Below are 24,916 nucleotides of genomic sequence, written 5' to 3'. Positions count from 1 at the left end.
CGCAGTCCAGCGGGAGCAAGCTCCCTCGCCACGGGTTACTTTTCGCTCTTGCTGCTTCTTAACTGACTGGCATTAGGGCTTGCTGCCTCCCACATTGGGGTCAGCGGTCAGTTCAGGACTTCGCTTAGCGGGATGAAATTGACCCGGTCACCCCTCTCCAGCGTCGTGCCCTCCAACACCTCCACAAACCCCTCCGCCCACGCCGCACTGCGCAGTACGCCGGAGCTCTGGTTGCGGTAGATGATCGCCTTGCCTTGCTCGATACGCCCGCGCAGGTATTCGCGGCGGTTGCCGGGTTTGGGCCAAGTGAACCCCACCGGTACTTCAAAGCGCAGCGGCTCGACGTCTTGCACACCTTGACGGCGCAACAGGTACGGGCGCGCCAGCAGCGCGAACGTCACCAGCGTCGAGGCCGGGTTGCCCGGCAGACCGATCACCGGCACGCCACGGAAGTGGCCGAACGTCAGCGGCTTGCCCGGTTTGATCGCCAGTTTCCACAACGCCAGCTCACCCTCTTCACGCAGGGCGATGCCAAGGAAATCCGCCTCGCCCACCGACACACCGCCCGTGGACAGGATCAGGTCGACCGCGCCCAGGCTCGCCAGGCGGGTGCGCGTCTGTTCCAGGTCGTCAGGCAGGATGCCGGCGTCGATCACTTCACAGCCCAGGCGCGTAAGCCAGGCACACAGCACCCGTCGGTTGCTGTTGTAGATCTGGCCCGGCCCCAGCGGCAAACCGGGTTCGATCAACTCGTCACCGGTGGACAGCACGGCCACGCGCGGTCGGCGAATAACGTCAAGACGGTCATGCCCGAGGGACGCCGCCAGGCCGAGTTCAATCGGGCCCAGGCGCGTGCCGGCGGTCAAGACCAACTCGCCTGCGGTGGTTTCCTGCCCTCGGGGGCGGATGTTCTGGTCGACGTGCAGGGGCTCGGTGAAGCTCACACGCTCGTCGGCGTGGACCACCGCGTTTTCCTGCATTTCCACACAGTCAGCCCCTTCAGGTACCGGTGCGCCGGTGAAGATGCGCGCGCAGGTACCGGCGGCCAGAGGTTCCGGCGCCTGGCCCGCAAAAATGCGCTGGCTGACCACCAAGGGCTCACCGGTCCAGTCCGACAGGCGCACGGCGTAACCGTCCATGGCACTGTTCGGCCACGGCGGCAGGTCAAGCGTGGAGACCAGGTCCTGGGCCAATACACGACCGTCGCAGTCGGCCAGGGGCAAGGTATTGCGCTCGCGGATCGGCGCGGCCTCGGCCATCGCCAGCAGCTGTTGCAGTGCTTGTTCCACCGGCATCAGGGCGCCGGTCTTGCCAGGCTTACCCACGGGATTCACAAGGCTCGGCCTGTTTCAGGTGCGGCACGAAATTGCACGGGCGGTGGCGGTTGTCCAACTGCTCGGCGAGGATGCCGTCCCAACCGGTGCGCACCGCATTGGTGGAACCCGGCAAGCAGCACACCAACGTGCCATTGGCCAGGCCGGCCAGGGCGCGGGACTGCACGGTGGAGGTGCCGATGTCGGCGACGGAGATCTGCCGGAACAGTTCGCCAAAGCCATCGACCTGTTTGTCGAGCAGGCAACTGACGGCCTCGGGGGTGCTGTCGCGGCCGGTGAAGCCGGTGCCGCCGGTGATCAGCACAACTTGCACCACGTCTTCGGCGATCCAGTGGGCGACTTGGGCGCGGATCTTGTAGAGGTCGTCCTTGAGCAGCACGCGCTCGGCCAGGGCGTGGCCAGCGGCGGTGAGGCGGTCGACGAAGACCTGGCCGGAGGTATCGGTTTCGAGGGTGCGGGTGTCGCTGACGGTCAATACAGCGATGTTCAGGGGTACGAAGGGCGCATCTGCCTTGGCGTTCATGGCACGGTCCGGTTGTCGAAGGAACAGCCCGATGTTATATCACAGGCCCCCCTTTTGCTGCCGCTGCGGAACCGCCATGCCTATCGATTCATCCCCTCTGCCCTGTTCGGTGTTGCTGCTGTCCGGAGGGCGCGGCCAACGCATGGGCGGCCAGGACAAGGGCCTGCTGGAATGGCGTGGCCAACCGTTGATCGCGCATTTGCAGAGGCTGGCGCGACCGCTCACGGATGACCTGATCATCTCGTGCAACCGCAACCCGGAGCGCTACGCCGACTATGCCGACCAGTTGGTGAACGACGACAGCCCGGACTTCCCCGGCCCGCTCGCGGGTATCCGGGCGGGACTCGCCGCCGCCCGTCATGAGCACTTGCTGATATTGCCGTGCGATGTGCCGCATATCGACGCCCCATTGCTCGCCGACCTGCGTGAGAAGGCGCGGCGCAACCCGCTGCTGCCGGTGATGGTGCGCCATGGAGAGTTCTGGGAACCGCTGATCTGCATCATCCCGACGCGCCTGCGGGCCGCGGTGGAAGACGCCTGGCATGCCGGTGAGCGCAGCCCGCGCAAGATCTTCCTGCAACTGGGCGGTGTGGGCCTGGAATGCCCGGCGGATGACCCGCGCCTGGCCAACCTTAATACGCCGCAGCTGTTACAGACGCCGTCCGGCGTGTCAGAATGAACCTCGCTTAAGGAACTTTGTCGGCGCCCCGCGCGTCACAAGGTCAGCTATTAAAAAGTATTCTCTCGGAGACAATCTCATGACTCAACGGACCATCGCCGCTCTCATGCTTGCACTGGGCCTCGCCACCCTCGCCGGTTGCGCTTCGCCGACAGTGATCACCCTGAATGACGGTCGCGAAATCCAGGCCGTCGACACCCCGAAATACAACGAAGATTCGGGTTTCTACGAATTCGAACAACTTGACGGCAAGCGCACCCGCATCAACAAAGATCAGGTTCGCACCGTTAAAGACCTGTAAGTCTTAGCGTTTGCCAACAAGGCCCGCCTCGCGCGGGCCTTGTCGTTTCTGGCGGTTACCAGTCGAGGGTGATCCGGCTGCGAAAATGGCGCTCCTCGCCCGTCACAGGGTCGATAAACCGTACGCCCTGGGCCAGCAGCTTGAGCGGGTTGGCGTAGTCGTCCACGGCATCCTTGATGACGTCAGGGTAGAACGGGTCGTTGCAGATACTCGCGCCGAGGGCGGTCATGTGCACGCGCAGTTGGTGCTTCTTGCCGGTCACGGGGAACAGGCCGTAGCGCCATAGATCAGCCTTTTTTTCGCGTACTTCCACGGCCGTCTCGGTGTTGCTTGCACCAGGGCCTTCTTGCATGCGAAAGAACGGCTCGCCCTCTACCAGGCGGCTTTTATGCACCCTGGGGAACGTCAGGTTCGGCAGGGCTGGCGCGATGGCTTCGTAAAATTTATCGATCTGGCGTGTGGGAAACAGTTGCTGATAGGCCGAGCGGCTGGCCGGGTTGGCCGAGAACAGCACCAGGCCGGCCGTATGCCGGTCGATACGGTGCAAGGGCACCAGCGCCGGGTTGTCGAGGCGGCGAATCAGACGGCGCAACAGGGTTTGCTCGACGTATTCACCGGCCGGGGTCACCGGCAAAAAATGCGGTTTGTCGGCGACCACCAAGTGCTCGTCGGCATACAGGATGGTTTCCTGCACCGGGATCACCTTCTCGTTGGGCACTTCCCGGAAGTAGTAGATGCACAGCCCTTCCTTGTAGGCCAGGTCCAGGCTGATCGGGCTGCCGTGGATGTCCAGCACCCGGCCCCTGGCGATGCGGTCCAGCCAGTGTTCACGGGCGATCGCCGGGAAGTGCTCGCACAGGCAATCGAGCACTGTCGCCCAGGGGCCGGGCGGCAGGTACAAGGTGCTGGCTTGGTGCTGGGACGCGGAAAAACCGGATGTGGACATGAAATGCTCAAAGCCTGGGAAAACACGCGGGCATTATCCCGCATCGAGCGGGATTGAGCCTAGGGCCGATCTCAGGCCTTGACCAACTCCGCGCGCAGGAGCGGTGAGGCACTCGCGGCGTCGGTGAACTCCTTGAGCCAGCGCAGCACGTCCACCGCCTCCCAGCGGCCGGGGTCATACAGCGCGTATAACAAGCCTTGGTAACCCACCACGTCCAGCTGCTTGTGGTAACCGGCACGCTGGAACAGCGCTTCGATCTCGGCAAAGCAGGTATTGAAATGCACTTTGTTGAACGGCGTCTTGCCTTCCGTGACCAGGCCATCGAGGCGCAGCTCGTTCACCGCATCGCGCACGACGTCGGCGGACATGCGATTGACGCTGCTTTTCAGTTGTTCGACATTCACCACGGGCGTTCCCTCTATTTCAATCGCTGTACAAACATACAGTAACGCAATATTTAGAAACCCGCCATCGGATAACACTCAGCGAAGGAAGGCCACCAACTGTTGTGATTCAAAAGGCCAATCCAGTTCCGCCCCGGTGTCCACCCGGCGAAGTACCGGAATCCGCAGGCCATAGACGTCGGTCAGGTCGTCGGGATCGGTGATATCCACCAGCTCCACCATTAACCCGCGTTCGACGAACGGCATGATTTCGGCTTCGGCAATTTCACAAAGATGGCAACCCAGGGTGCCGAACAACTGGCATTCAGGAAGCATGACGAAGGGTCCTGATCAGGAAGTAGGCCAACATTCTAAGCCCGCTGACGGCATGAAGCCCACCACCACAAAAACCCTGACCCAGGTCACCATGGCCTATAACTGATTCAGCGATTCTCGCGGCTTTTTGCCTGCCCCCTTGCAACGGAGATGCGTGTGTTTGCCAACCTGCTGATCATTCTGGCCTCATCCCTGGTGGTGATTGCGCTGTTTCGCCGACTGCAATTGCCGCCCGTGCTGGGCTACCTGTGCGTCGGCCTGGCCGTGGGGCCCACTGCGCTGGACTGGGTGAATGACAGCGAAGAATTGCCCGATCTCGCCGAACTGGGCGTGGTGTTCCTGCTGTTTTCCCTGGGCCTGGAGTTCTCCCTGACCAAGATGCTCGCCCTGCGCCGCGTGGTGTTTGGCCTGGGCAGTTTGCAGGTGCTGGGTTGCGGGATGCTGCTGGCGGTCTTGTTGATGAGCTTTGGTGTAGCGCCGGGTATCGCCTTGTTGCTCGGTGCAGGGCTGGCGTTGTCCTCCACCGCCATCGTCAGCAAGGAGCTGACCAGCCTCGGTGAAATCTTCAGCAGCCATGGCCAGAACGCGATTGGCGTGCTGCTGTTCCAAGATGTGGTGGCGGTGTTGCTGTTGACCCTGGTCCCGGTGTTTGCCGGCACCGGCGAGCAAGCCTGGTATTGGGCGCTGCCATTGACCCTGGGCAAGACCGTGGTGTTGTTTGTCGGCCTGTTGCTTGCCAGTCGTTGGTTACTGCCGCGTTTGTTTCATGAAGTCGCCGCCTCCCATTCGGCGGAGCTGTTTGTGCTGCTGGCGCTGGTGATCGTTTTGCTGACCGCCTGGCTCACCCACCTGCTGGGGCTCTCCCCTGCTCTCGGGGCTTTCCTGGCCGGCATGTTGCTGGGAGAAAGCCACTACCGCCATCAAATCGAAGCGGATATCCGCCCGTTTCGCGACATTCTGCTGGGGCTGTTTTTTGTCAGCATCGGCATGCTCATCGACCTGCAACTGTTCGTCAGCCATAGCCTGCTGATCCTCGGCCTCACCCTCGCCCTGATGCTGATCAAAGGCTGCGTGGTCGCTGCGCTGGTCAAGCTGCGCGGCAGCGACGGTGAGACCGCCTGGCGCAGTGGCCTGGCCCTGGCCCAAGGCGGCGAGTTCTGTTTTGCCTTGATGGCGCAGATGCAGCAAAGCCGATTAATCCCCGATGAGCTCAACGGCTTGCTGCTCGCCGCCACGTTCTGCTCGATGCTGCTGACCCCGCTGCTGTTGCGCGCTGCACCGAGCATTGCCCTGCGCTTGCACCGCAAACCCAACCAGCAAGTGCAACTGGAGGCAATCACTGCGCTTAATGCTCAGTTGCATGGGCATGCGGTGATCTGCGGTTATGGCCGCGTCGGCCAGTCCATCGGGCGTTTCCTGCGCAAGGAGCAACAGGCGTTTATCGCCCTGGATGACGACCCGGAACGGGTACAGGAAACCGCCACTGAAGACAGCAGCGTGCACTATGGGGATTGCCGGCGTGGCGCCCTGCTCAGTGCCGTGGGCCTGGAGCGCGCGCGGCTGGTGGTGATCGCCGTGGACAACAGCGACGTCGCCTTGGTGGTGCTGAAGGAAGCACGTCGGATCAACCCGGACGTGCCGATCCTGGTGCGCACCCGCGACGACAGCCAGCTCGCCGAACTGAAAGCCGCAGGCGCCAGCGAAGTGGTGCCCGAGCTATTGGAGTCGAGCCTGATGCTCGCCTCCCACGCCTTGATCCTGCTGGGCCTGCCGGACCAACAGGTGCAGGCGCGGGTCGATGAGGTGCGGCAGAACCGCTACCGCCTGCTGCACGGTTTTTATGCGCAGCCGAACAACGAAGACGAGGCGCCGATCAATCCTGACTGACCGCGCCGATCTTGTGGATCGACAGGTCCGCGCCGTAATACTCCTCTTCCTGGCTCAGGCGCAGCCCGGTGACGCGCTTGATCACGCCGTACACCAGCAAGCCGCCGACCAGCGCCACGATCACACCGAGGGCGGTGCCGATCAACTGGCTGACCAGGCTGACGCCGCCCAGGCCACCCAGCGCCGTCTGGCCAAAGATGCCGCAAGCAATGCCGCCCCACACACCGCACAAACCGTGCAGCGGCCACACACCCAATACGTCGTCGATCTTCCAGCGATCCTGGGCGGCGATGAAACACCACACAAACAGGCCACCGGCGACGGCGCCCGTGACCAGCGCGCCGACCGGATGCATCAGGTCGGAACCGGCGCAGATCGCGACAAGCCCGGCCAGCGGGCCGTTGTGCAGGAAGCCCGGGTCGTTGCGGCCAATGATCAACGCCGCGACCGTGCCGCCGACCATCGCCATCAACGAATTGACCGCCACCAGTCCACTCACGCCATTGAGGGTTTGCGTGCTCATCACGTTAAAGCCGAACCAGCCGACGATCAGGATCCACGAGCCCAGCGCCAGGAACGGAATACTCGACGGCGCGAACGCCACCAGGCGTCCCTCGCGGTAGCGCCCGTTGCGCGGCCCGAGTAACAACACTGCCGCCAGCGCCAGCCAGCCGCCCATGGCATGCACCACCACGGAACCGGCGAAGTCATGGAAGCTGGCGCCAAAGCGCGCGAGCAGCCAGGCCTGCAGGCCGAAATTGCCGTTCCACACCATGCCTTCAAAGAACGGGTAGATAAACGCCACGATCAACGCCGTGGCACACAATTGCGGGGCAAACCGCGCACGCTCGGCGATGCCGCCGGAAATGATTGCCGGGATTGCTGCCGCGAAGGTCAGCAGGAAGAAGAACTTCACCAGGCCATAACCGTGGTCGGCACTGATCACCGCCGCCGGTTGCATGAAGCTCACACCGTAGGAGATCCAATAGCCTATAAAGAAATAGGCCAGGGTCGAGATGGCGAAGTCGCTGAGGATCTTCGACAGCGCGTTGACCTGGTTCTTTTGGCGCACGGTGCCGACTTCCAGGAACGCGAAGCCCGCGTGCATGGCCAGGACCATGACCGCACCGATCAGGATAAACAGGGTGTTGGAGCTGTGGACGAGCGTGTCCACTGCACTTTGCAAATTTTCCATGGAGGTTGGCAGGCCTGCAATAAAGGCAAAAAGCACCAAAGCGGTTCAAGCCAGGGTTGCGCGCACTAAATTGGCACCACCGGTCCCACCCCTCTTCAGAGGGTGTGAACCGCTTTAGCGCAGCGATCAACACAACAGGCCGTTGCCGACAGGGTTTTTCCGCGAGTTTCAGTTATTTAGGGTAAGGTTTTTCAAGGCATTGCCTGGGACCGCCCGGATTCAGCGCAGGCCTTGAGGCCTGCGCACCAAGGCAAAGCAAAAGCTGTACCACACAATTGCACTGAACCTTCACCGACGCCGGTGACTCGAAACCACTACGTACAGATCAGCCAATCACGGAGATAACCATGGCCAGAAGAACTGCAAAGACTGCTCAAGAAATACTGATGGCGGATTTTCAAACCCTGGTGACTGACACCGAAAGGTTGCTGGACGACACCAAAGTGCTCGCCGGTGACCAGGCCGATGAGCTGCGGGCCAAGATCCACGACACGCTGCTCCAGGCCCGCGAAACTCTGAAGCAGACCGAAGATTCGCTGCGCGAACGCGGCCAGGCGGCCGTCACCGCGACCGAAGATTACGTGCAGGCCAACCCTTGGCAGTCGGTGGGCCTTGCCGCCGGTGTGGGCTTTCTGATCGGCCTGCTGGCCACAAGGCGCTAAATCATGTCTATCGGCGAAACTGGCTCGTCCACAGGGACTACCTCAAGACGTCTGGGCGCGGCCGTTCTGGGCTTGCTGCACAGCCACGTCGAATTATTTGGCATCGAATTGCAGGAACAGAAGGCCCGCACCGTCAGCCTGCTGCTGTTCGCCGGCCTAGCGTTGGTGTTTGCGCTGCTGTTGCTGGTGGGGTTGTCGACGTTGGTAATGATCCTGGTGTGGGACACCGGTTACCGCCTGACCGGGATCATCTGCCTCTGCGTGTTCTACAGCCTGGCCGCGGCGTTCTGCGGGGTGCGCCTGAAGGCGGCGGTGTTCGATGAATCCACGCCGTTCCACGCCACCCTCGAAGAGCTGGCCAATGACCGGGAGCGCTTGTTGCCATGAGCCTGACTGAAATGCCTAAAAACACGTCGCGACGGGAAATGCGCAAGGCGTTGATTCGCCTGCGCATGGAAATGCACCGCCAGGAAATCCGCCACGAGTCCCAGCAATTGATGCTGCCTTTGAATAAGGTGCGCAACATGGGCCAGAACTGGCAGGGCAGCTTGGGCATCAAGCACGCGCCGCTGTGGGGCGTGGCGGCGGTGACGCTGATGGGCTTCTTGACCGGCAAAGGTGCCAAGGGCGGCGGTATCAGCGGCATGACCCGCCTGGTACGCCTCGGTGCCGGCTTGATCCCGCTGATCAAACTGGCCATGCAAGGCACTTCGCGTAAAAGTTGAAGCAGGCGGGCTGGCGCACGTTAAAGGTGAAGGCTGTACCTCTGGCTTAAAGGTGAATGCTGTACCTTTCTACGGCTTATCAGCCCTGCTGGCTGCATTCTTGCTAACAGAATCGGCCCGGTCCTCGTTTTTGAGGGCCGGGCCTTTTTTTCGCCACCGCTCTTAAGGAGGCCCCGTGATCGACGGGCAACCGCTTGCCTGCTTCCAGCCGTTTATCGACACCGCCACCGGCCGCATCGCCGGCGTCGAGGCCCTGGGCCGTCTGCGCCAGGTTGACGGCCGCTTGCAGTCCGTGGGCCCGCTGTTCGCCGACCCGCGCACGCCAGGCGTGAGCTTGCGTCGGCTTGACCGGCAGATCCGCGATAACGCGTTGAGCCGCTTGCATGAAGCGCCTGAAGACTGGTTCCTGAGCTTGAACATCTCGCCGCGCTGGATCAACCGCCTGCGCCCGGGCCAAGCGCTGCCGAGCCTTAAACAGATCCACAGTCATGGTGTCGACCCACGGCGAATCGTGTTCGAGATCACCGAACTGGGCGGTGACATCCAGCGCCTGGCCAACGTGGTCGCACGTTATCGCGAGGCCGGCGCGCGCATCGCCATCGATGACTTCGGCGCCGGCTACTCGCAGCTTGACCGGGTACTGGCGTTGCAGCCGGATATTCTCAAGCTGGACATGCGCCTGTTCCAGGAGGCTGCCCGCGGCGGGCCGAGCAGTGAAGTGGTGCGGGCACTCGCGCAAATGGCCGAGAAGACCGGCTGCTGGATCATTGCCGAAGGCGTGGAAACCGAGGCGCAGTTGAGCTTTGCCCTGGAGTGTGGCTCGCGCTATGTGCAGGGTTATCTGTTCGCCCAGGCGCAGTTGGACTGGTTTGCCGCCGACGCCTTCGTGCCGCGTTTCGCCCAATTGCGCACGGCCTACGTCCAGCAAAAACTGGCTGAGCGCGGGCGCATCATGCAACTGCGCCAGCAATTGGCAGAGCTGATGAAGATCCTGCAGAACTGGGCCCTGGCACAGGCGCCGCTGAGCCAGTTGCCGCAACTGCCGGCGTTCCCCTGGCTGCTGCGGTTTTACCAGTGCGACCGACATGGCACCCAGCTGACGCCGAACTTTGAATGGCGCCAGGACGCCTGGCAGGCCGACAGCCGCTACCTGGGCCACAATTGGTCATGGCGCCCGTACTTCTACCACTTGCTGGCCGAAGGGTGGGAGGAGCGACGCCTGACCTTGTCTTCGACCTACCGCGACGCGACCACCAACCAGTATTGCCTCACGGCCGGACAATTCTTCGATAACGGTCAGCGTTTGCTGTTAATCGATATCGATGCGGTCGGGCTGTAGTTTTTCGCTTGCCCCGCCCACGCGGAACCGGGAAGCTGGCAGGGTCATTCACCGCACGGAGAGTAACCGCCTTGGATTGGCCCACCCTGCTTACCCGCGAACGTCTTGGAAAGCCCCTGCACAGCCCGGAAGAACTGGGCCGTAGCCCGTTTCACAAAGACCATGACCGTATTATTTTCTCTGGCGCGTTTCGCCGCCTCGGTCGCAAGACCCAAGTGCACCCGGTGTCCAGCAACGACCATATCCACACGCGCCTGACCCATTCGCTGGAAGTCAGCTGCGTCGGCCGCTCCCTCGGCATGCGCGTGGGTGAAACCCTGCGTGGCGCCCTGCCCGACTGGTGCGACCCGAGCGACCTGGGCATGGTGGTGCAATCGGCCTGCCTGGCCCACGACATCGGCAACCCTCCGTTCGGGCACTCCGGCGAAGACGCCATCCGCCACTGGTTCCAGCAGGCGGCAGGCCGCGGCTGGCTGGATGACATGAGCAGTGCCGAGCGCAATGACTTCCTCAACTTCGAAGGCAACGCCCAAGGCTTCCGCGTGCTCACCCAGCTGGAATACCACCAGTTCGACGGCGGCACGCGGTTGACCTACGCGACCTTGGGCACTTACCTGAAATACCCCTGGACGGCGCGCCACGCGGATTCGCTGGGCTACAAGAAACACAAGTTCGGCTGCTACCAAAGCGAACTGCCGATCCTGGAACAGATCGCCCACAAACTCGGCCTGCCGCAGCTCGAAGAACAACGCTGGGCCCGCCACCCGCTGGTGTACTTGATGGAGGCAGCGGATGATATCTGCTACGCCTTGATCGACCTGGAAGACGGCCTGGAAATGGAGCTGCTGGAATACGCCGAGGTCGAGTCGCTGCTGCTCAACCTGGTGGGCGATGACTTGCCCCAGACCTATCGCCAACTCGGCGCCCAGGATTCGCGCCGACGCAAGCTGGCAATCCTGCGCGGCAAAGCCATCGAACATTTGACCAACGCGGCGGCGAGTGCCTTCGTCGAACAACAGGATGCCTTGCTCGCCGGCACCCTGCCCGGCGACCTGGTGGAGCACATGCATGGCCCCGCCAAACGCTGCGTGCTGGATGCCAAGGACATGGCGCGCAAGAAGATTTTCCAGGACAAGCGCAAGACCCTGCATGAGATCGGCGCCTACACCACCCTGGAAATCCTCTTGAACGCCTTTTGCGGTGCAGCCCTGGAACAACATGGTGGACGCACGCCGTCATTCAAGAACCGGCGCATTCTCGACTTACTGGGCAACAATGCGCCGAACCCGCAGTGGCCTTTGCACACTTCGTTCCTGCGCATGATCGACTTTATCGCCGGCATGACCGACAGCTATGCCACCGAGATGGCGCGGGAAATGACCGGGCGTTCCAGCCCTCAATAACGAGCACGATCAAGCTGCCTGTTGCCTGAAAGGAATCTACCTACGAAGGGAACAGAGCGGCCTGATCGAATTCGCACAAGCACACGATGAATAATCACGCACGCTCCGGGCGATCCAGGCGAACTGTTCCTACGCGCCCCCCCCATCGACGCTTGACTCACCGTGTGCCCCCCCAAAATGCCCAGTTATCCGCTCCGTATCCTGTTGGTGGAGGATCATCCATTCCAACTCCTCGCCACCCAGTGCCTGCTCAGGAGCTTCGGCTTCGCACGGCTGACCCCGGCCGAAAACGCCGAGCAGGCAATCTGCTTGATGTCGCGGGCCGAGGTGCCCTTCGACATCATCCTGTGTGACCAATGCCTGCCCGATTTGCCGGGGCTCGAGCTGATTGAAATCGCCAGTCGCCGGCGCTTCACCACCACCGCCATCCTGCTGAGCGGATTGCCCGTGGTCGAGCTAGCCACCCTGATCGCCCAAGCCATGGATCGTGGCCTGCCACTGCTCGGCTATTTATCAAAGCCATTAAACAAAGATGAACTTGCACGCTTGATCTGCCCATTGCTCAGGTTACAAATGTAGGATTTTAAACATCATGATCCGATGAAATATGCCTGTACGATGCCCGTTAAATCCACGATAACAACCTTTAGCTCACTCACTTCCAAAGCCTTGTGATATCGCTTCACAAAGCCTTAGCAGATGGTAGGTATTTACCTTTTTTAGTGTAGGAATTTTCCTGTTTTGTACCTACTTGCCCCTGAGCTCATGCCCCCCTGTGCTCTTCTGAGCTAATGTGCCCGCTTTATTTGCACTTACACGGACTATGATCATGAACTCAGTTTTTATTATCGACGACCATCCGGTTATACGGCTTGCCATCCGGATGTTGTTGGAGCATGAAGGTTACAAAGTGGTGGGCGAAACGGACAACGGATGCGATGCCATTCAAATGGTCCGGGAATGCCTGCCTGACCTGATTATCCTCGATATCAGTATTCCCAAGCTGGATGGGCTTGAAGTGCTCTGCCGATTCAACGCAATGAATACACCGATGAAAACCCTGATCCTGACAGCCCAATCCCCTACCCTGTTCGCCACCCGCTGCATGCGCTCGGGCGCCGATGGCTACGTGTGCAAGGAGGGCGACCTGAGTGAGTTGCTGAGCGCCATCCGCGCGGTGCTGTCCGGCTATAACTACTTCCCCAGCCAGGCATTGACCACCAACGGTATAGACGGTGTGGAAACCCAGGAACTTGAATTATTCAAAACCGTCAACGATCGGGAACTAATGGTATTGCAATTATTTGCACAAGGTCGTACCAACAAGGAAATTGCCAAAGGCATGTTTCTGAGCAACAAAACAGTAAGCACTTATAAAAAGAGGCTGATGCAGAAACTTCAAGCCAAATCCTTGGTAGAACTTATCGAGATGGCAAAACGAAACGCGCTAGTGTGAGAAAGCGGATGCCCAGGCGTATAAAGGACTATCTGATTACATTGAGTGCCGGCTTGTGCTTCAGCACCGCCGTGCTCGCGAACCATCAAACGGGCCCGGAACATTTCACCTTGCTGAGCCGTGCAGGCTCCGTTCAACTGGAAACCCACCTGAACAAGGCCCAACGCCAATGGCTGCAAAACAAACGCGAGTTGGTGCTGGGCACCGCATCGCCTGACTATCCTCCCTTCGACCTTACGTCCAGTGGTCGCGACTATGAGGGGCTCACCGCCGATTACGCCGGCCTGCTCGCCAAGGCGCTGGCCTTGCCGGTAAAGGTATTGCGCTACCCCTCCCGAGAGGCCGCCATCCGCGCCCTTGAAACAGGCGATATTGACTTATTGGGCACCTCGAACGGCTTTGAGGCGGCAAACCCGAACCTCACGCTCTCCGAACCCTATGCCGTTGACCAGCCAGTGTTGGTCACCCGCGAAGGTGAGACCCGCAGCCTGAATGATGGGCTGGCCGGAATGCGCCTGGCCCTGGTCTACCACTACCTGCCCCTGAGCGAAGTAGAAAAACTGTATCCCCAGGCGATCATTCGCGCTTACCCCTCCTATCAAAATGCCTTGAATGCGGTGGCATTCGACCAGGCTGACGTATTCCTCGGCGATACCATTTCCACCCATTACATGATCAATAAGGGCTACCTGAAAAACATCCACATGGCCAACTTCGGCAAACACGAGGCCTATGGGTTCAGCTTTGCCATGCCCCAGCACCAGCGCACGCTCTTGAGTATTGTCGACGCGGTGCTGACGGCCGTCCCTACCAATGAACGGGAAACCATCGCCAAGCGCTGGAGCGCCGGCAGCGACATCCTGTTGACCGACCAGAAGCTGCAACTGACGCAGCGTGAGGAGCGTTGGTTGAAGGACCACCCGGTGGTCAAAGTGATTGTGAACGAAACCTTCGCCCCGCTGACGTTCTTCGACGCCGAAGGCAATTTCCGCGGCATCACCGCTGACCTGCTGGAGTTGATCCGCTTGCGCACCGGGCTGCGCTTCGAGATCCATCGCGGGCGTGACCTGAGCGCGATGATCGAACAGGTGGACGTCGGTAAAGTCGACATGATTGGCGCAATCGTGCCCAGCGCTGAACGGGAAGCGCAACTGAACTTCAGTCGACCTTACCTGGAAAACTCCTATGTGCTGCTGACTCGCAAAGCCGCTGACGCCCCCTCGAACCTGGAGCAGATGGCCGGCAAGCGCCTGGCAATCACCCTGGGCAATCCTCTGGAATCCCTCCTGCGCCGCGACTTTCCAGAGGTCCAACTGGTCAAGGCCAGCGACACCTTCAGGGCCTCGGAACTGCTGGCCCAAGGGCAGGTGGAAGGCGCGGTGAACTCCCTGGTCGTCGCCAACTACTTGCTGTCGTCCTCGATGTTCCAGGACAAACTGCAGATCAGCACCAGTATCGGCACGACTCCAGCCACCTTTGCCCTGGCGACGGCGCGCAGTGCCACCGAACTCAGCTCGATTCTCGACAAGGCCCTGCTGAGCATCGCCCCGGACGAGCTGGGCGTGATCAACAGTCGCTGGCGTGGCTACACCGCCGCCTCCGACAGCTACTGGCGCAACTATCACCAACTGATCACCCGCATCATCATCGGCACCGGGCTTTTGCTGCTGCTGTCCCTGGCCTGGAACGCCTACATGCGCCGCCAGATCAAACATCGCAAGATGGCCGAGCGAGCCCTCAATGATCAGTTCGAGTTCATGCGCGCGCTGGTCAACGAAACCCCGCACCCCATCTACGTACGTGACCGTAAAGGCCTGCTGCAGACCTGCAACGACAGCTACCTGCAGGTGTTCGACGTCAAGCGCGAGGACGTGATCGGCAAAAGTGCCCTCCAGATGAGCGAGGCGCTTGAAACGGACGCCGAGCAATACCATGCCGATTATCAGCGGGTGATGACCGAAGGCAACCCGCTGATCCTGGATCGCACCCTGTATATCCGTGGGGATAAACTGACGATCTACCACTGGATCCTGCCGTACCGCGACTCTACCGGGGAAGTACAGGGGATCATCGGGGGCTGGATTGACATCAGCGAGCGACGCCAACTGTTCGATGAAATCCGCGCAGCCAAAGAACGCGCCGACGAGGCGAATCGGGCCAAGAGCACGTTCCTCGCCACCATGAGCCATGAAATACGTACGCCGATGAACGCCGTGATCGGCATGCTGGAGTTGACCCTCAAGCGAGCCGACCAGGGCCATCTTGATCGCCCGGCCATCGAAGTGGCGTACAACTCGGCCAAGGACCTGCTGGAGCTGATCGGCGATATCCTCGACATCGCGCGCATCGAATCCGGCCGCCTGAGCCTGGCCCCGGAGCGCGTCAACCTACGCGAAGTGATCGAGTCGGTGGTGCGTGTCTTCGACGGCCTGGCGCGCCAGAAGACCCTCAGCCTGTCCCTTGAGTTCAAGCCCGACCGCGATGACACCGAAGTGCTGATCGACCCGCTGCGCTTCAAGCAAGTGCTGTCGAACCTGGTCAGCAATGCCATCAAGTTCACCGAGCGTGGCCAGGTAAACATCAAGGTGGAGGTATTGCCCACCGATGTGGCGCAACAGGTCGAGATGAAGCTGGTGGTCGAGGATACGGGGATCGGTATCAGCCGGGATGATCAGTTGCGCCTGTTCGAACCCTTTGCCCAGGCTGACAATTCCGGGCAGCTCGCCAGGAGTGGCGCCGGCCTGGGGTTGGTTATCTGCCGCAGCCTGTGCGCAATGATGGGCGGGCAACTGAGCTTGAGCAGCGTGCCTATGGTGGGCACCCAAGTGCATGTGAACCTGAAAATGGCGCGCCTGCAGCCGCTGCAGACAACGCATGAACCCAAGCCCGAGGCGCCGGCAACCGCGCGCGTACTCAATGTGCTGGTGGTGGATGATCACCCCGCCAACCGCTTGCTGATGTGCCAGCAACTGGGTTACCTGGGTCATCAGTTCACCGCAGCGCAGAACGGCGCCGCCGGCTTCCAGGCCTGGCGCCAGGAGCGCTTCGACCTGGTCATCGCCGACTGCAACATGCCCATCATGAATGGCTACGAGTTGAGTCGCTCGATCCGCGAATATGAACAGCGTGAGCAACGGGTGCCTTGCGTGGTGCTGGGTTTTACCGCCAATGCCCAGCCCGAGGAGAAACAACGCTGCGCTGAAGCCGGCATGAACGATTGCCTGTTCAAACCCATCAGCCTCACGGCACTGGAGCGGCAACTGGCGCAGATCGCCCCACAACCGGCCGCCCTGCACCTGGACCTCGGCAACTTCGAGGCCCTGACCGGCGGCGATCCTCAGTTGAGCTGGCGTTTGCTGGAGGAACTGCTCAGCAGCAGTCGACATGATCGCCAGGAACTGACTGCGCTGATTGGTGCCCACGCCCCGCTCCAGGACATCATCGAGCAGGCCCACAAAATCAAGGGGGCTGCCCGCATCGTTCAGGCGACGCCACTGGCCGGACAGTGCGAAACCCTGGAACAGGCGTGCGTGCGCGGCGATGACTGGGCGCTGATCGAAGCCGGTGCGAAAGCCTTGGAGAGGCTCATGCTGGAGCTGGAGAGGTTACTGCAAGGGCAGCTTCACGGCCTGGATGGCCGGTAAGGGCGGATGCCGCCCCTTGCGTGATCAGCAGTCGGTCAAGCGCAGGAAAATCGCCGCCAGCTGTTCAATGCCCGCTTGATCCTGGAGGGTAAAACGCGCCAGCGACGGGCTGTCGAGGTCGAGGACGCCAACCAGTTTGCCGTCCTTGACCAAGGGCACCACCAGTTCGCTGTTGGAGGCGCTGTCACAGGCAATGTGCCCGGGAAACGCATGCACATCCTCGACCCGCTGGGTTTGCCGCGACGCCGCCGCCGCACCGCACACCCCGCGGCCAAACGGGATGCGCACACAGGCGATCTGGCCCTGGAACGGCCCAAGCATCAACTCTTCGTTGCGGTTGAGGTAGAAGCCGGCCCAGTTCAGGTCGTCCAACTGGTTGAACAGGAATGCAGAAAACTGCGCACTGTTGGCGATAAAGTCGCGCTCATCGGCCAGCAGCGACTCCAGTTGCGCGCAGAGCATGGCGTAGCCATCCAGGCCAGTGCCGGCGCTGTGTAGATCGATCATGGTTGAAGCTCCAGCAATTTGAGACCCACCCAGTAACGGGCGAATTGGTAGGCGCAACGGCCGTTGCGGTTGCCGCGACCGGTGGCCCAGCGCACGGCGAGGATGTCGAGGGCTTCATCGCGCTGCCACTGCAAACCGGCCTTGCTCGCCAGCTCGCCGATCCAATGCTCCACCACCTCCAGGAAGTGCTCCTGGGTGAAGGGGTAGAACGACAGCCACAAGCCAAAACGGTCGGACAGGGCGATCTTGTCTTCCACCGCCTCGCTGGGGTGCAGTTCGCCATCCACGCGTTTCCAGTTGTCGTTGTCACTCTGGTTTTCCGGCACCAAGTGGCGGCGGTTGGAGGTGGCGTACAACAGCACGTTTTCCGGCGCTTGCTCCAGGGAGCCGTCAAGCACGCTTTTAAGCACGCGGTAATCGCCTTCACCGGCCTCGAACGACAGGTCATCGCAGAACAGGATAAAGCGCTGCGGTAGCTTGAGCAGTTGCTCGACCACACGCGGCAGGTCGGCCAAATGATCGCGCTCGATCTCGATCAGACGCAAGCCAGCCTCGGCGTGGTGGGCCAGCAAGGCGCGGACCATGGATGATTTGCCGGTGCCACGCGAGCCCCACAGCAACGCATGGTTGGCGGGCAGGCCGTCGATGAACTGTTGGGTGTTGCGTGCCAGTGTTTCACGTTGCTTGTCCACGCCGATCAGGTCGGACAGGCGCATGTCGAGGCTCACGTCCAGTGGCAGCAAGAAACCACTACGGCCTTCGCGCTGCCAGCGGGCAGCCAGGCACTGGTTCCAATCGATGGTTTGGCGGGGCGCGGGCAACAGCGGTTCCAGGCGGGCAAGTACTGCATCGGCCCGCTCAAGAAAGGCATTCAATCGAGAGTCCACGATTATTCCTCTGGCAAGTTCTTGCAAAAGATGGCGTATTGGCAGCCCTGCGGCAGACCGCACGAGGCTGCGTAAAAAAACGATTCATGCCGGGCAGGCCAGAGCGTGTGGATGTTCAGCTATGCTTGCCGGGCGAAGGGAAACGTGAAGTGGTTCAACACTCGATGGATATCAAGTTCGCCCACCGCTTGTCTTATAAACAAGCCAGATTGACTGTGCTGGTCGGTTTCGTCTTGGGAACCTTGCTCAGCCTGATCCAAATCGGCATTGATTATGCCAGCGAAGACGCATCCATCAACCGTGAAATTCGCTCACTGATCGAAATCAGCCACAACCCCGCGTCACGCATCGCCTACAACATTGACGCCGAACTGGCCCAGGAACTGACCCTGGGCCTGCTGCACTCCCCTGCCATCATTCACGCCCAGTTGATCGACAACAATGGCGTGGTACTGGCCGATGTCGACCGGCCGCACAAGGAAAGCACCTACCGGCCCATCAGCGACTTCCTGTTTGGCGCCAACCGCCGGTTCGAAGACCGGCTGTTCCTCAGCCATATGCCCAACGAATCCCTCGGTGTACTGCGCCTGGACGTGGACACCTATGCGTTTGGCAGCCGCTTCCTGCACCGAGCCGAGATCACCCTGCTCAACGGCTTCGCCCGCAGCCTGTTGCTGACCGGCATCCTGCTGGCCTTGTTCTACGTGATGTTGACCCAACCGCTGGTGCGCATTATCCGCGAGCTGAGTCACCGCAGACAGGCACGCCTGGATTGTCCGCCCGGCCATGAACACGACGAAATCGGCGTATTGGTGAACGTTGCCAACCAGCAATTCGAAAACATGGAGACGGAGATCCAGCAGCGCCGTCACGCCGAGGATCGCCTGACCGAATACCTGGGGCAACTGGAGGACATCGTCTCCGCCCGGACCCTGGAGCTCAAGGCCAGCAACCAGCAGCTGAGCCAGTCCAATGCCGAACTGGAAGCGGCGAAGATGCATGCACTGGGCATGGCGCAGGCGCGGGCGGCGTTCCTGGCCAACATGAGCCACGAGATCCGCACCCCGCTCAACGGCCTGTTGGGGATGATCGCACTGTCACTGGACAGCCCGCTCAATGCTGAACAACGTCAGCAACTGTCCATCGCCCATGACTCGGGCAAGGTGCTGGTGGAATTGCTCAACGATATCCTCGACCTGTCCAAGTTCGACGCCGGTCAGCTGGAGCTGGAGCGCATCCCGTTTGACCTGGGCTCACTGGTGGAAGACACCGCCAACCTGTTGTCGCAGAACGCGGCGCCAAGCGTCGAACTGACCTGCCTGATCGACCCGCAGTTTCCCGCCCAGGTCTTGGGTGACCCGACCCGTGTGCGGCAGATCGTCAGTAACCTGCTGTCCAATGCCTTGAAGTTCACCCGCTTCGGCCGAGTCGATGTACGCCTCAGCGCGCTGGAAGGCCGGGTGCGCATTGAAGTGTGTGATACCGGCATCGGCATTGCCCAGGAAGCCCAGGTGAAAATCTTCCAACCGTTCACCCAGGCGGGCGCCGGCATCACCCGCCAGTTTGGCGGCACGGGCCTGGGCCTGGCGCTGACGCACAACCTGTGTGAAGCCATGAAGGGCCGCTTGAGCATCAGCTCGGAGGTGGGCTTCGGCAGCCAGTTCTGCGCCGACCTGCCGTTGCCGATCCATTTGCCCGCCGTGCAACCGACACCGCTCAAAGGTGAAGTGATCGCCATCACCAGCGCCGGCAGCGGCCTGACCGAACTGCTCACCACCCTGCTGCCCCACTGGGGGCTGACACCGCGCTGCTACCCGCGTGATGAAGACGTGAGCGGGCAAACCCCGGACCTGCTGATCACCGATTGCCCCGAATGCCTGTTCCGTCTGCGCCCTTCCATCAGCGCGCCAATCCTGCTGGTAACCGCCTATGGCAATTTCATGCCGGGCGAAGAAGTCGCGGCACTGGCCCCCTTGCAGCAACAGGCGCGCCCGTTGAGCCGCAACGCGCTGTATCAGATTTTGCAACGTAACCTGCGCAGCGATAACCCGCTGATCATCGACCCCATCCAGATGGAAGCCGCGCCCCTGGCGCACCGGGCGCGCATCCTGCTGGTGGAGGACAACGCGGTCAACCAACTGGTGGCCAAAGGCATGCTGAGCAAACTGGGGTGCGAGGTGATCGTGGCCGCCCATGGCGGCGAGGCCCTCAAGTTTCTTGAGGACCAGCGCTTCGACATGGTGTTGATGGACTGCAATATGCCGGTGATGGACGGTTACGAGGCCAGTCGGCAGATCCGTCGCAGCGGGCGCTGGCCAGACCTGCCCATCGTCGCCTTAACCGCCAACGCCTTGTCCGAAGAGCGCGAGCGGTGCCGCGCCGCGGGCATGAATGACTACCTGGCCAAGCCGTTTCGCCGCGAGGAACTCAGCGGCTTGCTGGAGCTGTGGGTGCCGAAGACGACAAGTCTCTGATCTGGCGAAGCAACTGGTCCAGGCCATCGCGCAACGCGTCGGCCTGGTTCAGGTCGATGCCGCTGTCGCACAGCAGACGGGTCTTGAGGCCAAAGGCCTGGTCGCGCAATTGCACACCGTTTTCACTCAAGCTCAGGTGCACTTCCCGCTCATCCTTGGCGCTGCGCTGGCGCCGCACCCACTGGAGTTGCTCAAGACGCTTGAGCAGCGGCGTCAGCGTGCCCGAGTCCAGCATCAGGCGCTCACCCAGGGCCTTGACCGTGGGTTGTGCCGGCGCTGCGGCATGCCACTCCCACAACACCAGCATCACCAGGTATTGCGGGTAGGTCAGGCCAAGCTGATCAAGCATCGGCTTATAGGCGCGGGTCACGGCCCTGGAGGCGGCGTAGAGTTTGAAACACAGTTGGTGGTCGAGCGCCAGGGACACGGTCATTTGAGCAGGGCTTCGATCTCTTGGGTCAGGTCCTGCGGCTTGGTGGTCGGGGCAAACCGCTTGACGACCTGGCCGTCACGGCCAATCAGGAACTTGGTGAAATTCCACTTGATGCCCTTGGAACCCAGCAGGCCCGGTGCCTGTTTCTTCAACTGCACGAACAACGGGTGGGCATCGCTGCCATTCACGTCGATTTTTTTGAACAGCGGGAAGCTGACGCCGAAGTTCAACTCGCAGAATTCGGAAATCGCGCCTTCGTTACCCGGTTCCTGCTTGCCGAACTGGTTGCAAGGGAAGCCCAACACCACCAGGCCCTGGTCCTTGTACTGCTGCCAGAGTTGCTCCAGGCCTTTGTACTGCGGGGTGAAACCGCACTTGCTGGCGGTGTTGACCACCAGGATGGCCTTGCCGGCGAAATCGGCCAAGGTCTTTTGCTCACCCTTGATGGTGGTGCAAGGGATACTCAGCAGGTTGTCGCTCATGGCAGTGCCTCGATAAGGGGGGAAAGAGGGATAAACATAGTAGGCAATTCAATTGTGTGCAATTCAATTGACTGAGCGAATGGCACGGTATCAGGTGGGAGCGGGCCCGCTCCCCCATTTTTCGATCGGGTTACAACCCGATCGCTAGCGCGGGACGAGGTCCAGGCACACCGAGTTGATGCAATAACGCAGGCCGGTCGGCGGCGGGCCGTCCGGAAACACGTGGCCCAGGTGCGCATCGCACTTGGCGCAGGTGACTTCGGTGCGGATCATGCCGTGGCTGACATCGCGGATCTCGACCATCGCGCTGTCGGCGATCGGCGCGTAGAAGCTCGGCCAGCCGCAGCCGGAATCAAACTTGGTGGTCGAATCGAACAGCGGCGCGTTACAGCAGATGCAGTGATACACGCCGTCGGTCTTGGTTGCGTTGTACTTGCCGCTGAAAGGCCGCTCGGTGCCCTTGAGACGGCACACGTTGTACTGCTCTGGGTCGAGCATTGCCTTCCATTCATCAACGGTTTTCTGCAGCTTTTCCATCGGTACACCTCGGCAATTGAAAAACCCTGATCTGTATCTTTTCCATAGATCAGGCGGCACGTATGATTGCGCCTATTCAAAACGCCAGTCTGGCACCGGCGCTACCGGCATTCAAACGTATTTATGGGTGCGGCCTGCGCAGGATTCAACGTACGGTAGTGCCCACACCGTCTGGATCGTTCATTTTCAGGATCACATCGCCATGCAGGTCAGCAAATCGAACAAGCTCGCCAACGTCTGCTACGACATTCGCGGCCCAGTGCTCAAGCACGCCAAGCGCCTGGAAGAGGAAGGCCATCGCATCCTCAAGCTGAACATCGGCAACCCGGCGCCCTTTGGTTTCGAAGCGCCGGACGAAATCCTCCAGGACGTGATCCGCAACCTGCCCACCGCCCAGGGCTACAGTGACTCCAAGGGCCTGTTCAGCGCGCGCAAGGCGGTGATGCAGTACTACCAGCAGAAGCAGGTCGAAGGTGTCGGCATCGAAGACATCTACCTGGGCAATGGTGTGTCCGAGCTGATCGTGATGTCCATGCAGGCGCTGCTCAACAATGGCGACGAAGTCCTGGTACCCGCGCCGGACTACCCGCTGTGGACCGCCGCCGTGACCCTGGCCGGTGGCCACCCGGTGCACTACCTGTGTGACGAAGGCGCCGACTGGTTCCCGGACCTGGCCGACATCAAGGCCAAGATCACCCCGAATACCAAAGCCCTGGTGATCATCAACCCGAACAACCCCACAGGCGCGGTGTACTCCAAGGAAGTGTTGCTGGGCATGCTCGAGCTGGCACGCCAGCACAACCTGGTGGTGTTCTCCGACGAGATCTACGACAAGATCCTCTACGACGATGCGGTGCATATCTGCACCGGTTCCCTGGCGCCGGACCTGCTGTGCCTGACCTTCAACGGCCTGTCGAAGTCCTACCGCGTGGCGGGCTTCCGCTCCGGCTGGATCGCCATTTCCGGGCCCAAGCACAACGCCCAGAGCTACATCGAAGGCATCGACATGCTGGCCAACATGCGCCTGTGCGCCAACGTGCCGAGCCAACATGCGATCCAGACCGCCCTCGGCGGCTACCAGAGCATCAATGACCTGATCCTGCCCCAGGGCCGCCTGCTGGAACAGCGCAACCGTACGTGGGAGCTGCTCAATGCGATCCCGGGCGTGAGCTGCGTGAAGCCCATGGGGGCGCTGTATGCCTTCCCGCGGATCGACCCGAAGGTCTGCCCGATCCTCAACGACGAGAAGTTCGTGCTCGACCTGCTGCTGTCGGAAAAACTGCTGGTGGTGCAAGGCACCGCGTTCAACTGGCCGTGGCCGGACCACTTCCGCGTGGTGACCTTGCCGCGTGTGGATGACCTGGACATGGCCATTGGTCGCATCGGCAACTTCCTCAAGTCCTATCGCCAGTAATGGAAACGGCGCTGTGCGACCGACAGTCGGTCGTACAGCGAGTATCTGGCAACACTTCTCTGCCCTTTCCTCGCTTCAACACTTCGCGGGACTCGCAAAAGCCACCCGCCCCCTATAATTACAGGGCTGCAAGGCACCGACGAGCCGATCAAGGGGCCTTTTCCCTCTCGGAAAATCCCTTCAAGGCTCTACGTTCTGGCTGTAGGACACAGTTTGAAATAGTCGCTCGGTTGAATCACCCCATGCCGCACCTTATATACCCCGCAGTACGCGACATATTAAGCATGAGGAGAACTCTACAACCATGATGCGCATCCTGCTGTTCTTGGCCACTAACCTTGCGGTCGTGCTGATTGCCAGCATCACCTTGAGCCTTTTCGGCTTCAACGGGTTCATGGCGGCCAACGGGGTTGACCTGAACCTCAATCAGCTGCTGGTTTTCTGTGCGGTCTTTGGTTTCGCCGGCTCGTTGTTCTCGCTGTTCATCTCCAAGTGGATGGCGAAGATGAGCACCAGCACCCAGGTCATCACCCAGCCACGTACCCGGCATGAACAATGGTTGCTGCAAACCGTCGAGCAGTTGTCCCGCGAGGCAGGGATCAAGATGCCCGAGGTCGGGATTTTCCCGGCTTATGAAGCCAACGCCTTTGCCACCGGCTGGAACAAGAACGACGCACTCGTTGCGGTCAGCCAGGGCATGCTGGAACGTTTCTCGTACGATGAAGTGAAAGCCGTGCTGGCCCACGAAATCGGCCACGTCGCCAACGGTGACATGGTCACCTTGGCACTGGTCCAGGGCGTGGTGAACACCTTCGTGATGTTTTTCGCGCGGATCATCGGCAACTTCGTCGACAAGGTGATCTTCAAGAACGAAGGCGGCCGTGGCATTGCCTACTTCGTGGCGACCATCTTCGCCGAAGTGGTGCTGGGCTTCCTGGCCAGCGCGATCACCATGTGGTTCTCGCGCAAACGGGAATTCCGCGCAGACGAAGCCGGGGCCCGCCTGGCGGGTACCGGGGCGATGATCGCAGCACTGCAACACCTGCGCTCCGAACAGGGCCTGCCGGTGCATATGCCGGACAGCCTGACCGCCTTCGGCATCAACGGCGGCATCAAACAGGGCATGGCTCGCCTGTTCATGAGCCACCCACCGTTGGAAGAGCGTATCGACGCACTGCGCCGTCGGGGCTGATGGCAAGGTGACACAAGAAGGGGCGATCTGATCGCCCCTTTTTGTGGGCGCTCGCAATAGCCAGAGGTATCTACACAACGCAGTAGCAACCACACTAACCCCCGGTGTCAGGGTAGTTGTCGTGTCCTCCGCTTTTTAAAAGTATTCCGGGGGCGGCAAGAGTAAGGTCATGCCTTT

Annotated in this window: 25 protein-coding genes; 14 read left to right on the top strand and 11 right to left on the bottom strand. The window is 61.0% G+C overall.

Going from position 1 to position 24,916, the window contains the following annotated elements; genetic code table 11:
• Positions 1–107 precede the first annotated feature (107 nt).
• Positions 108–1,334, bottom strand: coding sequence for a molybdopterin molybdotransferase MoeA (locus AO064_RS00360; RefSeq protein WP_064052049.1), 1,227 nt, complete (start codon positions 1,332–1,334; stop codon positions 108–110).
• Positions 1,318–1,857 (bottom strand): molybdenum cofactor biosynthesis protein B, encoded by a 540-nt coding sequence (moaB, locus tag AO064_RS00355; protein WP_012723028.1) that lies wholly within the window; start codon positions 1,855–1,857, stop codon positions 1,318–1,320. The genes AO064_RS00360 and moaB overlap by 17 nt, the downstream gene beginning before the upstream one ends.
• A gap of 76 nt (positions 1,858–1,933) precedes the next feature.
• Between moaB and mobA the strand changes: the two genes are divergently transcribed.
• Positions 1,934–2,536 carry a molybdenum cofactor guanylyltransferase MobA gene (gene mobA, locus AO064_RS00350; RefSeq protein WP_064052048.1) on the top strand — a complete coding sequence of 201 codons (603 nt, stop codon included), beginning with the start codon at positions 1,934–1,936 and terminating at the stop codon, positions 2,534–2,536.
• Positions 2,537–2,615: 79 nt separating this feature from the next.
• Positions 2,616–2,837, top strand: a complete 222-nt coding sequence (locus AO064_RS00345; protein ID WP_010211805.1) for a YgdI/YgdR family lipoprotein — start codon at positions 2,616–2,618, stop codon at positions 2,835–2,837.
• A 55-nt stretch (positions 2,838–2,892) separates the two neighbouring features.
• Here AO064_RS00345 and AO064_RS00340 read toward each other — a convergent pair whose 3' ends face one another.
• The 3 genes from AO064_RS00340 to AO064_RS00330 all read right to left on the bottom strand — a co-directional run bounded on the left by AO064_RS00340 (position 2,893) and on the right by AO064_RS00330 (position 4,502).
• Positions 2,893–3,783, bottom strand: a complete 891-nt coding sequence (locus AO064_RS00340; RefSeq protein ID WP_064052047.1) for a pseudouridine synthase — start codon at positions 3,781–3,783, stop codon at positions 2,893–2,895.
• Between the two features lie 71 nt (positions 3,784–3,854).
• The gene (locus AO064_RS00335; protein ID WP_043205014.1) at positions 3,855–4,190 is read right to left on the bottom strand and encodes a hypothetical protein; all 336 of its coding nucleotides are present in this window, start codon (positions 4,188–4,190) and stop codon (positions 3,855–3,857) included.
• A gap of 75 nt (positions 4,191–4,265) precedes the next feature.
• Positions 4,266–4,502, bottom strand: a complete 237-nt coding sequence (locus tag AO064_RS00330) for a glutaredoxin family protein (protein WP_012723024.1) — start codon at positions 4,500–4,502, stop codon at positions 4,266–4,268.
• A gap of 150 nt (positions 4,503–4,652) precedes the next feature.
• Between AO064_RS00330 and AO064_RS00325 the strand changes: the two genes are divergently transcribed.
• Positions 4,653–6,389: a cation:proton antiporter gene (locus AO064_RS00325; protein WP_082893842.1), complete on the top strand. Its 1,737-nt coding sequence runs from the start codon at positions 4,653–4,655 to the stop codon at positions 6,387–6,389.
• Here AO064_RS00325 and AO064_RS00320 read toward each other — a convergent pair.
• Positions 6,376–7,584 carry an ammonium transporter gene (locus tag AO064_RS00320; protein WP_064052050.1) on the bottom strand — a complete coding sequence of 403 codons (1,209 nt, stop codon included), beginning with the start codon at positions 7,582–7,584 and terminating at the stop codon, positions 6,376–6,378. The genes AO064_RS00325 and AO064_RS00320 overlap by 14 nt on opposite strands.
• Before the next feature lie 347 nt (positions 7,585–7,931).
• Between AO064_RS00320 and AO064_RS00315 the strand changes: the two genes are divergently transcribed.
• The 8 genes from AO064_RS00315 (at position 7,932) to AO064_RS00280 (ending at position 16,813) form a co-directional block, all read left to right on the top strand.
• Positions 7,932–8,246 (top strand): ElaB/YgaM/YqjD family protein, encoded by a 315-nt coding sequence (locus AO064_RS00315; protein ID WP_064052046.1) that lies wholly within the window; start codon positions 7,932–7,934, stop codon positions 8,244–8,246.
• Between the two features lie 3 nt (positions 8,247–8,249).
• Positions 8,250–8,633 carry a phage holin family protein gene (locus AO064_RS00310; protein WP_012723020.1) on the top strand — a complete coding sequence of 128 codons (384 nt, stop codon included), beginning with the start codon at positions 8,250–8,252 and terminating at the stop codon, positions 8,631–8,633.
• Entirely contained in the window at positions 8,630–8,971 is a 342-nt protein-coding gene (locus AO064_RS00305) for a hypothetical protein (RefSeq protein WP_012723019.1), read from the top strand. Before AO064_RS00310 ends, AO064_RS00305 begins: the two co-directional genes overlap by 4 nt.
• A 175-nt stretch (positions 8,972–9,146) precedes the next feature.
• A complete protein-coding gene (locus tag AO064_RS00300) occupies positions 9,147–10,310 on the top strand; it encodes an EAL domain-containing protein (protein ID WP_012723018.1) in 1,164 nt (387 codons plus the stop codon).
• A gap of 71 nt (positions 10,311–10,381) precedes the next feature.
• Positions 10,382–11,713: a deoxyguanosinetriphosphate triphosphohydrolase gene (locus AO064_RS00295; RefSeq protein WP_012723017.1), complete on the top strand. Its 1,332-nt coding sequence runs from the start codon at positions 10,382–10,384 to the stop codon at positions 11,711–11,713.
• Positions 11,714–11,890: 177 nt separating this feature from the next.
• Positions 11,891–12,292 (top strand): response regulator, encoded by a 402-nt coding sequence (locus AO064_RS00290; RefSeq protein ID WP_012723016.1) that lies wholly within the window; start codon positions 11,891–11,893, stop codon positions 12,290–12,292.
• Between the two features lie 250 nt (positions 12,293–12,542).
• Positions 12,543–13,169 carry a response regulator transcription factor gene (locus tag AO064_RS00285; protein WP_012723015.1) on the top strand — a complete coding sequence of 209 codons (627 nt, stop codon included), beginning with the start codon at positions 12,543–12,545 and terminating at the stop codon, positions 13,167–13,169.
• Positions 13,170–13,177: 8 nt separating this feature from the next.
• A complete protein-coding gene (locus AO064_RS00280; protein ID WP_064052045.1) occupies positions 13,178–16,813 on the top strand; it encodes a transporter substrate-binding domain-containing protein in 3,636 nt (1,211 codons plus the stop codon).
• A 24-nt stretch (positions 16,814–16,837) separates the two neighbouring features.
• Here AO064_RS00280 and AO064_RS00275 read toward each other — a convergent pair whose 3' ends face one another.
• Together AO064_RS00275 and AO064_RS00270 are read right to left on the bottom strand one after the other, a co-directional pair.
• On the bottom strand, positions 16,838–17,320 hold the full coding sequence (locus AO064_RS00275) for a GAF domain-containing protein (RefSeq protein WP_064052044.1): 483 nt from the start codon (positions 17,318–17,320) through the stop codon (positions 16,838–16,840).
• Positions 17,317–18,207: an ATP-binding protein gene (locus AO064_RS00270; protein WP_012723012.1), complete on the bottom strand. Its 891-nt coding sequence runs from the start codon at positions 18,205–18,207 to the stop codon at positions 17,317–17,319. Before AO064_RS00270 ends, AO064_RS00275 begins: the two co-directional genes overlap by 4 nt.
• A gap of 164 nt (positions 18,208–18,371) precedes the next feature.
• Here AO064_RS00270 and AO064_RS00265 point away from each other — a divergent pair, with 164 nt between their 5' ends.
• On the top strand, positions 18,372–20,681 hold the full coding sequence (locus AO064_RS00265) for a hybrid sensor histidine kinase/response regulator (protein ID WP_064052043.1): 2,310 nt from the start codon (positions 18,372–18,374) through the stop codon (positions 20,679–20,681).
• On the opposite strand, the gene AO064_RS00260 is transcribed toward AO064_RS00265, so the two are convergent.
• The 3 genes from AO064_RS00260 to msrB all read right to left on the bottom strand — a co-directional run bounded on the left by AO064_RS00260 (position 20,635) and on the right by msrB (position 22,133).
• Complete coding sequence (locus tag AO064_RS00260; protein ID WP_064052042.1) at positions 20,635–21,114, bottom strand: MarR family winged helix-turn-helix transcriptional regulator; 480 nt, start codon at positions 21,112–21,114, stop codon at positions 20,635–20,637. The genes AO064_RS00265 and AO064_RS00260 overlap by 47 nt on opposite strands.
• Positions 21,111–21,596 carry a glutathione peroxidase gene (locus tag AO064_RS00255; protein WP_012723009.1) on the bottom strand — a complete coding sequence of 162 codons (486 nt, stop codon included), beginning with the start codon at positions 21,594–21,596 and terminating at the stop codon, positions 21,111–21,113. The genes AO064_RS00260 and AO064_RS00255 overlap by 4 nt, the downstream gene beginning before the upstream one ends.
• 144 nt (positions 21,597–21,740) lie before the next feature.
• On the bottom strand, positions 21,741–22,133 hold the full coding sequence (msrB, locus tag AO064_RS00250) for a peptide-methionine (R)-S-oxide reductase MsrB (protein WP_012723007.1): 393 nt from the start codon (positions 22,131–22,133) through the stop codon (positions 21,741–21,743).
• A 202-nt stretch (positions 22,134–22,335) separates the two neighbouring features.
• Here msrB and AO064_RS00245 point away from each other — a divergent pair, with 202 nt between their 5' ends.
• The gene (locus AO064_RS00245) at positions 22,336–23,547 is read left to right on the top strand and encodes a pyridoxal phosphate-dependent aminotransferase (RefSeq protein WP_012723006.1); all 1,212 of its coding nucleotides are present in this window, start codon (positions 22,336–22,338) and stop codon (positions 23,545–23,547) included.
• A gap of 304 nt (positions 23,548–23,851) precedes the next feature.
• Positions 23,852–24,739 (top strand): protease HtpX, encoded by an 888-nt coding sequence (gene htpX, locus AO064_RS00240; protein WP_012723005.1) that lies wholly within the window; start codon positions 23,852–23,854, stop codon positions 24,737–24,739.
• Positions 24,740–24,916 lie beyond the last annotated feature (177 nt).

This window comes from Pseudomonas marginalis (assembly GCF_001645105.1).
In the GTDB taxonomy this organism is placed as follows: Bacteria; Pseudomonadota; Gammaproteobacteria; order Pseudomonadales; family Pseudomonadaceae; genus Aquipseudomonas; species Aquipseudomonas petroselini.
Note: the sequence above shows the minus strand (reverse complement) of the source record. Positions and strands in the feature narration are given on the sequence as shown.

Bases quoted from the DNA above. Each gene is read 5' to 3' on its own strand.
- AO064_RS00340 (WP_064052047.1), bottom strand. From the start codon at position 3,783: ATGTCCACATCCGGTTTTTCCGCGTCCCAGCACCAAGCCAGCACCTTG.
- mobA (WP_064052048.1), top strand. From the start codon at position 1,934: ATGCCTATCGATTCATCCCCTCTGCCCTGTTCGGTGTTGCTGCTGTCC.
- AO064_RS00310 (WP_012723020.1), top strand. From the start codon at position 8,250: ATGTCTATCGGCGAAACTGGCTCGTCCACAGGGACTACCTCAAGACGT.
- AO064_RS00275 (WP_064052044.1), bottom strand. From the start codon at position 17,320: ATGATCGATCTACACAGCGCCGGCACTGGCCTGGATGGCTACGCCATG.
- moaB (WP_012723028.1), bottom strand. From the start codon at position 1,857: ATGAACGCCAAGGCAGATGCGCCCTTCGTACCCCTGAACATCGCTGTA.
- AO064_RS00260 (WP_064052042.1), bottom strand. From the start codon at position 21,114: ATGACCGTGTCCCTGGCGCTCGACCACCAACTGTGTTTCAAACTCTAC.
- AO064_RS00290 (WP_012723016.1), top strand. From the start codon at position 11,891: ATGCCCAGTTATCCGCTCCGTATCCTGTTGGTGGAGGATCATCCATTC.
- AO064_RS00280 (WP_064052045.1), top strand. From the start codon at position 13,178: ATGCCCAGGCGTATAAAGGACTATCTGATTACATTGAGTGCCGGCTTG.
- AO064_RS00345 (WP_010211805.1), top strand. From the start codon at position 2,616: ATGACTCAACGGACCATCGCCGCTCTCATGCTTGCACTGGGCCTCGCC.
- AO064_RS00330 (WP_012723024.1), bottom strand. From the start codon at position 4,502: ATGCTTCCTGAATGCCAGTTGTTCGGCACCCTGGGTTGCCATCTTTGT.
- AO064_RS00315 (WP_064052046.1), top strand. From the start codon at position 7,932: ATGGCCAGAAGAACTGCAAAGACTGCTCAAGAAATACTGATGGCGGAT.
- AO064_RS00265 (WP_064052043.1), top strand. From the start codon at position 18,372: ATGGATATCAAGTTCGCCCACCGCTTGTCTTATAAACAAGCCAGATTG.
- AO064_RS00320 (WP_064052050.1), bottom strand. From the start codon at position 7,584: ATGGAAAATTTGCAAAGTGCAGTGGACACGCTCGTCCACAGCTCCAAC.
- AO064_RS00255 (WP_012723009.1), bottom strand. From the start codon at position 21,596: ATGAGCGACAACCTGCTGAGTATCCCTTGCACCACCATCAAGGGTGAG.
- msrB (WP_012723007.1), bottom strand. From the start codon at position 22,133: ATGGAAAAGCTGCAGAAAACCGTTGATGAATGGAAGGCAATGCTCGAC.
- AO064_RS00285 (WP_012723015.1), top strand. From the start codon at position 12,543: ATGAACTCAGTTTTTATTATCGACGACCATCCGGTTATACGGCTTGCC.
- AO064_RS00245 (WP_012723006.1), top strand. From the start codon at position 22,336: ATGCAGGTCAGCAAATCGAACAAGCTCGCCAACGTCTGCTACGACATT.
- AO064_RS00325 (WP_082893842.1), top strand. From the start codon at position 4,653: ATGCGTGTGTTTGCCAACCTGCTGATCATTCTGGCCTCATCCCTGGTG.
- AO064_RS00305 (WP_012723019.1), top strand. From the start codon at position 8,630: ATGAGCCTGACTGAAATGCCTAAAAACACGTCGCGACGGGAAATGCGC.
- htpX (WP_012723005.1), top strand. From the start codon at position 23,852: ATGATGCGCATCCTGCTGTTCTTGGCCACTAACCTTGCGGTCGTGCTG.